The sequence below is a fragment of the Mucilaginibacter phyllosphaerae genome, from assembly GCF_004378255.1.
Classification (GTDB): domain Bacteria; phylum Bacteroidota; class Bacteroidia; order Sphingobacteriales; family Sphingobacteriaceae; genus Mucilaginibacter; species Mucilaginibacter phyllosphaerae.
This window is the reverse complement of record NZ_SNQG01000001.1, coordinates 593,514-606,166: the sequence shown is the minus strand read 5'-3', so window position 1 is coordinate 606,166 and position 12,653 is coordinate 593,514. Positions and strand designations below refer to the sequence as shown.

The 12,653-nt window shown below is 44.1% G+C and carries 15 protein-coding genes; 8 read left to right on the top strand and 7 right to left on the bottom strand.

The annotated features are described in order from the left end of the window. Positions 1 to 2: 2 nt before the first annotated feature. Both bla and pgmB read right to left on the bottom strand, forming a co-directional pair. On the bottom strand, positions 3 to 731 hold the full coding sequence (gene bla, locus E2R65_RS02400; protein WP_134334871.1) for a subclass B1 metallo-beta-lactamase: 729 nt from the start codon (positions 729 to 731) through the stop codon (positions 3 to 5). A gap of 1 nt (position 732) precedes the next feature. Continuing rightward, positions 733 to 1,383, bottom strand: coding sequence for a beta-phosphoglucomutase (gene pgmB, locus E2R65_RS02395; protein ID WP_134334870.1), 651 nt, complete (start codon positions 1,381 to 1,383; stop codon positions 733 to 735). Between the two features lie 99 nt (positions 1,384 to 1,482). Here pgmB and E2R65_RS02390 point away from each other — a divergent pair, with 99 nt between their 5' ends. Further along, positions 1,483 to 1,851, top strand: coding sequence for a hypothetical protein (locus tag E2R65_RS02390; protein WP_134334869.1), 369 nt, complete (start codon positions 1,483 to 1,485; stop codon positions 1,849 to 1,851). Positions 1,852 to 1,975: 124 nt separating this feature from the next. After that, positions 1,976 to 2,506: a ferritin gene (locus E2R65_RS02385; protein ID WP_134334868.1), complete on the top strand. Its 531-nt coding sequence runs from the start codon at positions 1,976 to 1,978 to the stop codon at positions 2,504 to 2,506. On the opposite strand, the gene E2R65_RS02380 is transcribed toward E2R65_RS02385, so the two are convergent. Continuing rightward, on the bottom strand, positions 2,503 to 2,757 hold the full coding sequence (locus E2R65_RS02380) for a (2Fe-2S) ferredoxin domain-containing protein (RefSeq protein ID WP_134334867.1): 255 nt from the start codon (positions 2,755 to 2,757) through the stop codon (positions 2,503 to 2,505). The two genes, E2R65_RS02385 and E2R65_RS02380, sit on opposite strands and share 4 nt — an antisense overlap. A gap of 234 nt (positions 2,758 to 2,991) precedes the next feature. Between E2R65_RS02380 and E2R65_RS02375 the strand changes: the two genes are divergently transcribed. The 3 genes from E2R65_RS02375 to E2R65_RS02365 all read left to right on the top strand — a co-directional run bounded on the left by E2R65_RS02375 (position 2,992) and on the right by E2R65_RS02365 (position 6,726). After that, positions 2,992 to 3,555, top strand: a complete 564-nt coding sequence (locus tag E2R65_RS02375; protein ID WP_134334866.1) for a thermonuclease family protein — start codon at positions 2,992 to 2,994, stop codon at positions 3,553 to 3,555. Positions 3,556 to 3,950: 395 nt separating this feature from the next. After that, positions 3,951 to 6,383, top strand: a complete 2,433-nt coding sequence (locus E2R65_RS02370; RefSeq protein WP_134334865.1) for a penicillin acylase family protein — start codon at positions 3,951 to 3,953, stop codon at positions 6,381 to 6,383. A gap of 4 nt (positions 6,384 to 6,387) precedes the next feature. After that, positions 6,388 to 6,726: a hypothetical protein gene (locus E2R65_RS02365; protein WP_134334864.1), complete on the top strand. Its 339-nt coding sequence runs from the start codon at positions 6,388 to 6,390 to the stop codon at positions 6,724 to 6,726. Positions 6,727 to 6,930: 204 nt separating this feature from the next. On the opposite strand, the gene E2R65_RS02360 is transcribed toward E2R65_RS02365, so the two are convergent. Further along, positions 6,931 to 7,605 carry a lipid-binding SYLF domain-containing protein gene (locus E2R65_RS02360; protein WP_134334863.1) on the bottom strand — a complete coding sequence of 225 codons (675 nt, stop codon included), beginning with the start codon at positions 7,603 to 7,605 and terminating at the stop codon, positions 6,931 to 6,933. A 156-nt stretch (positions 7,606 to 7,761) separates the two neighbouring features. Between E2R65_RS02360 and E2R65_RS02355 the strand changes: the two genes are divergently transcribed. Continuing rightward, positions 7,762 to 8,748 carry a long-chain-fatty-acid--protein ligase gene (locus E2R65_RS02355; protein WP_134334862.1) on the top strand — a complete coding sequence of 329 codons (987 nt, stop codon included), beginning with the start codon at positions 7,762 to 7,764 and terminating at the stop codon, positions 8,746 to 8,748. 86 nt (positions 8,749 to 8,834) lie between these two features. Beyond that, positions 8,835 to 9,497 carry a PH domain-containing protein gene (locus E2R65_RS02350; RefSeq protein WP_134334861.1) on the top strand — a complete coding sequence of 221 codons (663 nt, stop codon included), beginning with the start codon at positions 8,835 to 8,837 and terminating at the stop codon, positions 9,495 to 9,497. Positions 9,498 to 9,630: 133 nt separating this feature from the next. Here E2R65_RS02350 and E2R65_RS02345 read toward each other — a convergent pair whose 3' ends face one another. The 3 genes from E2R65_RS02345 to E2R65_RS02335 all read right to left on the bottom strand — a co-directional run bounded on the left by E2R65_RS02345 (position 9,631) and on the right by E2R65_RS02335 (position 12,164). Next, entirely contained in the window at positions 9,631 to 10,302 is a 672-nt protein-coding gene (locus E2R65_RS02345; RefSeq protein WP_134334860.1) for a YdeI/OmpD-associated family protein, read from the bottom strand. Between the two features lie 94 nt (positions 10,303 to 10,396). Beyond that, entirely contained in the window at positions 10,397 to 10,933 is a 537-nt protein-coding gene (locus tag E2R65_RS02340; RefSeq protein WP_134334859.1) for an RNA methyltransferase, read from the bottom strand. A gap of 58 nt (positions 10,934 to 10,991) precedes the next feature. Next, positions 10,992 to 12,164 (bottom strand): galactokinase, encoded by a 1,173-nt coding sequence (locus tag E2R65_RS02335; RefSeq protein ID WP_134334858.1) that lies wholly within the window; start codon positions 12,162 to 12,164, stop codon positions 10,992 to 10,994. A gap of 138 nt (positions 12,165 to 12,302) precedes the next feature. Here E2R65_RS02335 and E2R65_RS02330 point away from each other — a divergent pair, with 138 nt between their 5' ends. Then, complete coding sequence (locus E2R65_RS02330; protein ID WP_134334857.1) at positions 12,303 to 12,593, top strand: YciI family protein; 291 nt, start codon at positions 12,303 to 12,305, stop codon at positions 12,591 to 12,593. The last annotated feature ends 60 nt before the right edge of the window (positions 12,594 to 12,653 follow it).

Genomic DNA, 12,653 nt, shown 5'->3' with positions numbered 1-12,653 from the left:
GATCAATCGACTTTGAGAATTAACTGCCGGGTATGGCCGAGTTGATTTATACCCCCCTGCCAGCCCTGATGCCCGGGGATAACGTATTGCGCAGCTGGGAATTTACGTGCAACATTCTGGATAGCCAGGGGCCAGTGTTTCAGGTCGGCATCGCCGGTAAAGCCTTTGGTACTGGCATCTAAACTTTTAACCAGGCAGCCGCCAAAAAGCACATGTGCCTGCGGCAGCCAAACCACAATGTTATCCCGCGTATGGCCTGCGCCGGGGTAATAGGTTTGCAGGCTTACGCCGGCAATATTAAATGTGGTATCGTGTGCAAAGGTGTACTGCGGCAACTCGTTATTTTCTTTTTTAGCCAGGGCATAGGTGTGTTTGCTGCTATAAGTTTTGGCGCCCTGCTTTTTTAATACATTAAACCCGGCCACGCAGTCGTCATGAAAGTGGGTGGCTACACAAAAAATTATTTTTTTGTTAAAGCGGTGCTTAACGCTATCTACCAATTGTTGGGTTTGCTCCTCGCCCCAGGGCGTATTTACTAAAATAATTCCCTTATTAGTCACCACCACTAAGCTATTTGCCGGAAAAGGCTCATCGCTATCCGGCGGATAACCATAGGATACGCATACATAATAGCTTTTGGTGAGATGCCTTAACTCAATATTTTTCACCGGCTTTTGGGCAAAGGCCGCTGCCGAAGATAGCAGGCAAAGGAGCAGGGCGCGCAATCTCATTTTATAATTCTTCCAGCATCGCTAATGTCATTTTATCCAAACCGCTTACCACAAAGTTTGCCTGGGTTAAAGTATCTGCCGAACCGATACCTATAGCTTTCATGCCACCGTTTACAGCAGCTTCTATTCCGGCAATGGCATCTTCAAATACCACACAGGCAGCCGGTTTGGCGCCTACGGCTTCTGCGCCTTTTAAAAATACTTCAGGGTTGGGTTTTGGAATGCTTACGCTGTTGCCATCTACAACGGCATCAAATAAATTTACCAGCTGCAATTTTTCTAATATGGTAGGGGTGTTCTTACTGGCAGACCCTATAGCGGTTTTTAACCCGGCATTGCGGCAGGCCTGCACAAATTCACGCGCGCCGGGCAAGATCTCGGCAGGTGTCATTTTACCGATCATTTCGGTGTACCATTCGTTCTTTTGTGTGGCCAGTAACTCCTTCTCTTCGGTAGTTTTATTATTGATGTTACCCCATCCCAGTATCAGGTTAAGCGATGCCATGCGGCTAACGCCTTTCAGCTGTTCGTTTTGGTGCTCGGTAAAATCAAAACCCATTTCATTAGCCAGGCGCTTCCAGGCCTTATAATGGTAAACAGCTGTATCTACAATAACACCGTCCAGATCAAATATGCAGGCTTTAATATTCATATTGTAAAGGTATATTTTGCCTTGTCAATAATCATTATAAATAAATTATTAACATTATTTGGATTAATTACAAATAGTGCGTTTCTTTGTGATATTGATATGGTTACAACACTAACAACTCCACAAACTAATACCTGGGTAGATGTATTTGCTACCAAAAAAGGTGCTGTATATCAAAGCGATGCCGAGCGTTGCTGGTATGTTGATTTTGCCGGCAAAGTTGCCAGGTTTGATTATCGTTGTTTGTTAAAGCTTAAAAAAGCGGTTTACAATGTGGATATCGAAGCCAAACTGTTAGAAACCACTAAAGATCCCGACGTAGAGATCATCTTTATCTGCGCCTGCGACCATACTTATATCCTTACCCTTTTACAGATCATCGCCCTGAAAGAGATACTGGAAGGCACCTTTGTTATGCTGCAACTAAACCAGATTTTGCAGGACAGGCTGTATCGTATTGCAGTATAGTAATTTAGACTGAATTCATATTGTTAATATTTTAACTGTAAGCCATTTATAGCAGTATTATTGTATAATTATTTAAGTCGGCACGCTTGTTGCCCTGTTTAAATAGTTCTAAAATAATATTATCATGAAAGATCTTATCCGTATCAGAAGCCTGATCTCTGCACAAGTAGAGACACTTTTAAATCAGCAAGTTAAAAAAGAAGCTTATTCATCATCTGTATATTTAGCAATGGCATCATGGTGTAACCGTAATGGCTTTGACTTTTCATCAGATTACTTTTTTAAACAAGCGGAAGAAGAGAGAGAGCATCAGCTAAAGTTTTACAAATACATTTTAGATATGGGCGGTAACGCCATTTCTCCGGACGTTAGCGGCATCAAACAAGAGTACAACTCGTTTCGCGAGGTGTTTGAAGATGCGCTTGACCAGGAAGTAAGTGTAACCCAATCTATAAAAAATATTTACGCGCAATGCTTAAAAGAGCAGGATTACGTAACCAACGAGTTTTTAAACTGGTTCCTGAAAGAGCAGCGTGAAGAAGAATATAAAGCACGCCGCGCGCTGGAATTGTTTGAAGTTATTGGCGAAGAAGGTACCGGCCGCTGGGAAATTGACAAGCACGTTGGTAAAATAAAATACGACAGCGAAGCTTAGTCCTTAGCTAATAAAAGCTTTAAAACATCCTTCTCCGAATACTCTTTTAACCAGGTATTCCCCGGAGACATTGTACAGACCGGTGCCCAATCGCATCGGTCTGTACATTCTATACGGATCACTTCTATTTCCTCCTTGCCAAATTTGGCGTATTTTTTAGCTGTTTTATATAAATCTTTGCCGCCTCTTTTTGCGCATTTGCTACCTGTACATACAAACAGCACTTTATCCGGTACGGTAAATTTCCCCATTTTTATTTCTTTATAATATCAACTCACAAATATCAGCTTTATTTTTGAGATGCGCGGTTATTTCATAAGCCTGTGCAGGCTCACCTGGTAATGGTGCAGGTTGCAAACCCCCGAGATCAGATTAACGCTGTCGCGAGTTTTCAAGTCGTGGTGACAGATCAGTTGATCATGTATTTCTATGCAGTTTCCTTTTTTGCAATGTGTGGTAAAACGGCAAATTGATATCTTAGCGCTATGCTCAAAAAGTCCTTTCTGTTTTATTTAATCCTGCTGGCATCTTCTATTGGTTGTAACAGAAGCGAAACCCTTTATAAAGTTGTAGGTGTAAAAGACGGAGATACACTGGTGCTGCTATCGCCCGATAACCAAAGTATCACGGTGCGCCTTGCCGAGGTAGATGCGCCTGAGAAAAGCCAGGCATTTGGGCAGGCGGCAAAACAGTTCACCTCAAACCTGTGCTTTGGCAAAAAAGTGAAGCTAACAGGTAATCAGCACGATCGTTATGGCCGTACCGTAGGCGAAGTGGAATTAGAGAACGGCACCATTGTAAACCACGAACTGGTAAAACAAGGTTATGCCTGGCAATACCGCGCCTACTCTAAAAGTATGGAACTGGCTATGCTGGAGCAGCACGCCCGGCAAAGCCGGCTGGGCCTGTGGCAGGAGGCTAACCCAACCCCGCCATGGAATTTCAGGAAAGAAGCAAAAACCAACAGGGTAGAAAAAAAGGCGCTCAAACCCAAGCGGCATTATAAAAAGCGCAGGGTCCGTAAAAAGCGCGATACGGTGGCGTTTTAGAAGCGTTTAGATTGGAAAATTTAAGCGTTTTTAGATTTGACAACTTTTTAAAAGTTGTCAAATCTTTGGGTGTAGCTCTGGCAACTTTTAAACTTATTGAAGCAGTTTAATTTGACAACTTTTTAAAAGTTGTCAAATCTTTGAGTGTAGCTCTGGCAACTTTTAAACTTATAGAAGTAGTTTAATTTGACAACTTTTAAAAAGTTGTCAAATCTTTGAGTGTAGATCAGGCAACTTTTAAGCTTATAGAAGCAGTTTGGTTTGACAACTTTTTAAAAGTTGTCAAATCTTTAAGTTGGGTTTTATGTAACTTGCTAAAATATTATTAGTACGATGATAAGCCTGATTTAAGGCAAATTACCCAATCACTAATTCATTAATCACTAAATGTTTACATGAAAGTATTTAAGGCCGTTCTATCTGCTGTAATTACCCTGGCCCTTATCTGGGCGCTGCAAACCAAGTTTGGCGATATCCCCCCGTTGGGCGAATTTCTGAACCCATCAACCGGTTTCTGGCAAAATGCCGAAAGTAAGAACATTATTCCCGAGGAAGACTTTAAGCTGCAGGGCCTGCAAGGCAAGGTAACTGTTAAGTTTGATGAGAATATGGTGCCCCACATTTTTGCAGATAACGACCACGACCTGTATTATGTACAGGGGTACTTAACTGCTAAGGCCCGCCTGTGGCAAATGGATATTCAAACACGCAGTGCAGCAGGTCGCCTATCTGAAGTGGTTGGGCCAAAAGCTTTAGAGGTAGATCGTTATCATCGCCGCATGGGGATGACCTTGGGGGCACAGCATACCCTACAGGGAATAATAAAGGACCCGGTAATGAGCAAGGTAATTACTGCTTATAGTGACGGAGTTAATGCCTACATTAAGCAATTAAAGCCGGGTGGCTACCCAATAGAATTTAAGCTGCTTAATTATGCCCCCGAGGAATGGAAGCCTATTAATTCGGCGTATCTGTTAAAGCTGATGAGCGAAACCCTGGCAGGGGGAAGCAATGAATTAGCCATGACCAATGTATTGGATAAGTTTGGTGCAAAGGTTACGAATGAACTGTTTCCGGATTACCCGATGCACGAGGACCCTATCATCCCGGCAGGAACAAAATGGGATTTTAAACCCTTGCCTGTGCCACAACCACCTGCAGCATTTAAAGCACAGATGTTAGCAGGCATGAAAAATAAAGATAGGGTAGAAGGGATAGGTAGTAACAACTGGGCGGTAAGTGGCACTAAAACAGCATCCGGCTACCCTATTTTAGCAAACGACCCGCACCTGAACCTTACGCTGCCATCTATCTGGTACCAAATGCAGATGACAGCCCCGGGTGTAAATGTATATGGCGTTACCCTGCCCGGCGCGCCATGTATTGTTATTGGCTACAACCAAAAAGTAAGCTGGGGCGTAACCAATGTAGATGCCGATATTTTAGATTGGTACCAGATAAAATTTAAAGATGCCAACCGTAACGAGTATTGGTATAACAACAAATGGAACAAGGTTGAGCGTAAGATAGAAACCATTAAGATATTAGGCCAAGAGGCGGTTACAGATACCGTATTATACACCCACCATGGCCCTGTTGTTTATGACAATGCCGCTATGGCAAAAAAAGGCCGTATAAACGTGCCGGTAGGCAATGCACTGCGATGGATAGCGCATGATGAGAGCGACGAGTTTAAAACCTTTTACCTGCTTAACCGGGCAAAAAACTACACCGATTATCGCCAGGCATTAAGGTACTACACCGCACCTGCCCAAAACTTTATTTTTGCATCTGCAGATAACGATATTGCCATCACACCAAACGGTAAGCTTCCGCTAAAATATAAGGATCAGGGTAAATTTATAATGGATGGAAGCAACCCTGCGAACGACTGGCAGGGCTGGATCCCTTACGAACAAAACCCTACAGTTAAAAACCCGCCGCGTGGTTTTGTAAGCTCGGCTAATCAATCTTCAACAGATCAAACCTATCCCTACTATATTAACTGGAAATTTGCCGGCTATGAACGGGGCAAACGGATAAATGACCGCCTTGCCGCCATGAGCAAGGCAACCGCAGATAGCATGCGCGTTTTACAAATGGATTATTACAGCATCCGTGCGCAGGATATTTTGCCAACGATGCTGAAGTATCTGGATGCCAGTAAACTGGATGATGCGCAACTGGCTGCATTAGATACGCTTAAGAAATGGGATAGGTTTTATGGCGTAAAATCTTTAGGGGCAAGCATTTTTAGTACATGGTGGGATAAGTTTTACAACTTTACCTGGCGCGATAGTTTTGAGGATAAGGATAAATTATTGTACTACCCAACTGCAGACAGGACCGAAGCCCTGCTTATGAAGGAGCCAAACTCCGTTTGGTTTGATAACAAAAATACACCTGTTAAAGAAGCTGCTTCAGATATTATCCTGGCTTCGTTTACTGCTGCTATTAATGAGTTGATAAAAGAGCAAGGCAATATGGGCAAGGCATGGCGATGGGGCAATGTAAAACCTTTTGAGGTAAAGCACCTGGGCAATGTGCCTGGCTTAGGCTCAGGTAATTTTGCCAGCGGCGGCAGCGGCTCAACCGTAAATGCATTGATTGACGGGCATGGCCCATCCTGGCGAATGGTGGTGCAATTGGGGCCGCAGGTTAAAGGGTATGGCATTATCCCGGGCGGGCAATCTGGCAACCCCGGCAGCTTCTTTTATGATGACATGCTTAAAACCTGGCAAGATGGTAAGCTGAAAGAATTGCTGTTCCTGCAATCGGCAACCCAAAACTCCACCCGAATAAAAAGAACATTAACCTTAAGCAAATAAATCTATGTTATTCCCGGTTATATTACTACTCTCGTTTATTTGCGGTTACCTGTTCCCCTGGTGGGTAGGCTGCATCATGGCCTTTGGTGCCGCACTCATCTTCGGCAAAAGATCAAGCTGGGCATTTTGGTCGGGTTTCTGCGGCATCTCTTTAGCATGGATAGCGTTGGCGTTATTAAAAAGTTTCCCTAATGAGCATATCCTGGCTATCCGCGTGGCGCATGTTTTCCATTTACCCAACTGGGGTTCGCTGCTGGCCGTAACCGCGTTAATAGGCGGTTTAGCAGGCGGGATGTCGGCATTGTCGGGCTGGTTAGTAAAAAGGGCGTTTGAGAAGGGATGAGGTAATATAGTCATGCTGACGCAAGCTGAAAGCTTGCCTTGTGCTATGCCACGAGATACGCTGCGCTAATCTCGCGGCAGCATATATTCTCCAGTCGTCGAAGTTTATAACTTCTACCCCAAATACATTAAGCGTTCTGTTTAATAACAAAAATGGCCCAACCATTATCTGGTTGGGCCATTTTATAAATTTTTTATCCTATAATTATAAAGCGTTCAAAGTAGCTTTTAAAGCAGTAACGGCTGCAGTTTTGTCTGATGATCTGGCAAAGATATCTGCAGATGCGGTAGCTTCGCCGTAGTAGGCTTCGTTAGCGCTTTTGTTGATAGCCAGGTTAGAGCCATTAATGCTGATACCGGCAAATAAACCTTTGCTGCGCGAGTAAGAGTAAACCTCGGCCTGTAATTTATAATCGGTGCTGGCGGTACTGCTGCGGCCAACCGGGCCTGCTGCTGCCGATACATCGCCGCCTATGGTAAAGTCGCCGCTTTCTACCTTGGCTAAAACGCCCTTATTGCGAAACACCAATACCATATCAACCGATTGTACACCGATCTGGAAACCAATGCTGCCGCCGGTAAGCGTAATAAAAACCGGGTCGCTCCATTTGCCGTTAGCCAGTTTAACCATAGCAACGCCCTGGCCGCGTTTGCCGCCAATGCCAAAGCCTGCGTTGATCAGTTTGGGGATGATAACTATCCCCTCGTATTCGGCAATCAATTCGTGCGGGATGCTTTCCTTCATCTGGCTAAACGCTTTGATCACCTTGGTTGCATCGTTAATTTTAGCAGTGCCTTTATCATCGGCAGGTTTGGCAGATGCCAGTATAAAAAAAGCGCTCAGTAACAGCGGGAGACTTAAAAATTTTAATGTTTTCATAGTTGATGTATGTTGTAAATTATTGATTGTATAACTCCGTTTCTTATTATTTGTTGTAGAAAACTAACATGCATCAGGCGGGGTCTGCAATTATTACATTCATCTGCATATTCACACCTGTGCACATCTGCAAATTCGCATTATCTTTGCTGCAGTATGATAAAGCCGGATAAACAGCAGGTATTCGCCATAACCAGCCAGGATGATTTTGATGAGATTGCCTTACAGGTATTTCATTATCAGGCGCAAAACTGCGGGGTTTATAAAACTTTTATCGGCGGATTAAAACTCGACCCGGACGAAGTAAGGCAGGTTGGTCAGATCCCCTTTTTGCCGGTGGAATTCTTTAAAAATCACAAAGTAGTGAGTTCTGCCGGTGCCGATGAAACGGTTTTTACCAGTTCGGGCACCACGGGAATGATTACCAGCCGTCATCATGTAACTGATGTAATCTGGTACGAAGAAAGTTTTCGTAGAGCATTTGGTTTATTTTACGGCGATATAAAGGATTATACGGTGCTGGCCTTGCTGCCTGCCTACTTGGAGCGCGAGGGGTCATCTTTGATCTATATGGCGCAGGATCTGATCCTCAAATCGGGCGATGAGGAAAGCGGTTTTTACCTGTACAACCATCAGGAACTTTACGCCAAACTGCAGCAGCAAAAGCAGGCCGGCAAGCCCACTTTACTCATTGGGGTAACCTTTGCCCTGTTAGATTTTGTGGATACTTACCAGATAGATTTTCCTGGATTGATCGTGATGGAAACAGGAGGGATGAAGGGCCGCCGTAAAGAAATGATTCGCGAGGAATTGCATGCTGTACTTTGCAGCGGCTTTGGTGTAAGCGCTATCCACTCCGAATACGGGATGACCGAGCTTTTATCGCAGGCATACTCTAAAGGAGAGGGCATTTTTAACTGCCCGCCCTGGATGAAGATCATTACCCGCGATACCAATGATCCGTTTACTTTGGTAGATACAGGCAAAACCGGCGGGATTAATATTATCGATCTGGCCAATATCAATTCCTGCTCGTTCATCGCCACGCAAGATCTGGGTAAGGTTTTTGCAGATAACTCTTTTGAGGTGATTGGCCGCTTTGATAATTCGGATATCAGGGGTTGTAATTTACTTATTGCTTAGGCCTCATCCCAAAGCTTAAAAAGATAGATTTAGTTGAGGCTAAATAAATATTATTATTTTTGCCTGTTCAAGAACACATCAATATCATGATAGACAAATTCTTACGCGACGAGCAAGACCCGAAAGCAGTTGAAAAAGTGTACAGCCGTTTGGTTGACCTGCTTACAACCGGCGAGGAGATTTTATACATAGCGGTACAAAAAAAGCCCATCGTAAACCTTTTTCCGGATTGTATTGCGCTAACCAACAAACGCATTCTGTTTTTTACGCCGGCAAACTTGGGCCTGTCCATAAAATTTGTTGATTTTGTATGGAAGGATATTGTAGATGTTTTTACCAAGGAAGAGATCATTGGTGCCGTATTTAGCGCTAAAACTACCATAGGTACCGAAATGGGGGTAGATTACCTGCCAAAGGTACAGGCCCGTAAGCTTTACCAATATGCACAGGAGCGTAAAGAGGCCGAACGCGAAGCCCGCCGCCTGCGCGAATTGGAAGAAAAGCGTGCCGAATCGGGTGCCTTAAACATCGACCATGCTGCGCAGGTAGCATATCAGCCTGTTGCCGCACCACAACAACCTGTTGCTGCATCGGCACCGCCGCCCGTTGCGCCTGTTGCCCCGGTAGAAGAACCTAAAAAGGATGAGCTTACCGAAAAACTAAAAAGGCTTAAAACATTATTCGAAAGCGGCCTGATCTCGCAGGAAGAATACAACCACAAAAAGGTGGAGCTATTGAGCGATTTTTAAGATAGCCGTGCCTTTGTAATGCCTGCCGATGGCGTTTTACAATTTGCTGTAAATGATGTTGACTATACTAACAACCAGGGATACTTTGATTTTGTAGTAAGTGTGGAGCAATAGATTAAAAAGTTTTAAATAGCTATTTATCCGACGGGTTCTTTTTGCCTGCTAACAGCATTACTACCATTTTGGCAATGCGGTTGGCGCGGGTTTGCTCCTGTTTGGCGCTTAATATCCAAACCACGTATTCCTTACGGTGAGACCAGGCCAATTTATCATAATTAGCCATAGCAACGGGTTGCTGCATCAGTGCTTTATGCAAATAAGCAGGCAGGGTAATTTGTTTTTTATCTACGTTGATATAAGCGGAATAATCGTTTTCTTTTCGGATGGCTTCCTTACCGGCGTCAGAATGTTTAACAAGGTGCTGTGGACGGAAGCGCAGGGTGGTCCAGATATTATTGATCGCAGCAGAGGCCACGGGGCGAAGGCCGTAAGGCTTGGCCACATCCCAGCCGCTCATCATTTCCAGGTCGGTATTGATGCCCGAGCTTTTCTTAGGATAAATTACCCATAACACGGTTTCATCTGCTAAAACAGGTTTTAACAGCACCAGCGCTGCGGCCAGTTCTGCACTGTTTTTTACAAACACCTGTATCCCGTTAAAGGTACCTTGCGGGCTGTAAGATAAGCTTGTACGTTCAGGTAATGGTTCCAGGGTTGCCAGGTAATCCTCCGGGGCGTTGCTGATCAGCCAGTGCTGGCCGGGCTTCATAAGCAGTTTTTTGGCAAGTGGGCTGGGCTGGTTCATAGTTTGTACATAATAGTTGATGGTAGCTGCAAAATAGCAAACTTTTCATAATCCATAAAATTCGGACTATGGACTATGGACTATGGACTATGGACTATTCCCCGTTAACTATCTTAGAGAAAAAATCCCACAGAACAATTCCCGCTGATACCACAATATTGAATGAATGCTTGGTGCCAAATTGGGGAATCTCTATACAGAGATCAATAGCTTGCATTACGTCGTCGCTTACGCCGTTTACCTCATTGCCGAATATCAATGCATATTTTTCGTTATGGGCAGGGGCGAAGGTATTGAGCATGGTGCTGTTCTCGGCTTGTTCAATGGCAATTATTTTGTAGCCATCAGTGCGCAGGGCCTCTACTGCCTGCAGGGGGGTTTTGTAATATAGCCAGTTAACGGATTGCGTTGCCCCCAATGCAGTTTTCTCTATCTCGCGGTGCGGGGGCTGTGCTGTAATACCGCAAAGGCATACCTGCTCTACCGCAAACCCATCTGCCGTGCGGAAGATAGAACCGATGTTATGCATACTGCGCACATTATCTAACACTACAGCCACAGGCAATTTATCCTGTGCCTTAAATTCAGCTACAGTGGCACGGTTCAGTTCGTCAAGTTTCAGTTTGCGCATTTGGTGATCATTAGGCAGTAAATATATCAATGGTTATTGTTTTAACCACTCGCTATTGCTATTCCCCACTCATTACTTCATTCAGCATGCCTACGCCATCGCCAATGAGCGATGCATACACAGATGGCGCGTAGCCAATTTTGTTGCTATAATAGGCTGTAACCTCTTCGCTGAATGTATCAAAAGCTTCTTTTTTAACCAAAGCGATGGCGCATCCGCCAAAGCCTGCGCCTGTCATACGTGCTCCGGCAACGTTAGGGTTGGTTTTGCTATAATCTACCACGGTATCCAGTTCCACGCCGCTTACCTCATACAATTCGCGTAAGGATTGGTGCGAGGCATACATCAGGCGGCCAAACTCGGCCAGGTTATTATTGCTTAATGCTTTGGCAGCCAGTTTTACACGGTCGTTCTCTGCTACCACATGGGCAGCGCGGGCTTGTACTGTAGCGTCTGTTATCAGATGCTTGTGTTGCTCAAAAGTTTCGGTGTCAATATCGCACAGGTAATTAATATCCAGTTGCTGCTTTAAGGCGGCAAGGGCAGTCTGGCATTCCTGTACACGTTCATTGTATTTAGATTCGGCCAGTTTGCGGGGTTTGTTGGTGTTGATAATTGCTAACAGGTAATTGCCCAGGTTGCTGTCAACCGCCTGGTAATCCAGCGTATCGCAATTCAGCATCAGGGCCTTATCTTTTTCGCCGAACGCAACGGCAAACTGGTCCATAATGCCACAATTAACACCTATAAATTTGTTTTCTACCGATTGCGATAGCTTAACCAGGTCAAGCTTACTGTAACCTGCGTTAAACAGATCATTTAAAGCAAAGGCGGTAACCACTTCTATAGATGCTGAGGAAGATAAGCCCGATCCGATGGGGATATCGCCATAAAAAAGCATATCAAGCCCTTGCAGGTTTTTGCCATCGTTAATGAAATGAGTGATCACACCGACAGGATAATTGTACCAAACTTCGCCTATTTTTTTGTGTTCGGCCTGCAAAGGTACTTCGGCCTGTTCAGAAAAATTAAGACTTTTAAAACGGAAAACCTGATCGTTATTTGGCGATACCAGCAGATATGAACCAAAAGTAATAGCACATGGCATTACCAGGCCGCCATTATAATCAATATGCTCGCCAATTAAATTTACACGGCCGGGAGAAAAATAGGTTGCCGATGCTTCTTTACCGTAATGCTTTATATATTCCTGTTGCAGATGTGCCTTCATAATTGGTTTTGTTTGGGGAAACAAATATTGTAAATTATACACTTATTACGCTACTGCAAGTGTATTTTGTTTTAATAATATGTACGTTAAACAGAACTTGCTGTTATTTGTTAATTAGCAATATAAACAACTACATAAATGAACCAATATATTGTAACCGGTTATGATTATACCGACGAAGGAGCCTTTGAACGCCGTATGAATGTGCGCCAGCATCATCTGGATGGCGCTAAAGTACTAAAGGAGAGCGGTAACTATATTTTAGGTGGTGCCGTACTGAATGACGAGGGTAAGATGATCGGATCTGTTATGGTGCTTCAGTTTGAAAGCGAAGAAGCCCTGGAAGCCTGGAAACAGGGCGAACCCTACATTACCCAAAAAATATGGGAAACAGTTGATGTAAAGCCTTTTAAAGTAGCACAAGTTTAAGTTAAAATTTAAAAATCGCTATGCGATTTTTTGACCATAACAAAGCCAGGTGAATAGTTT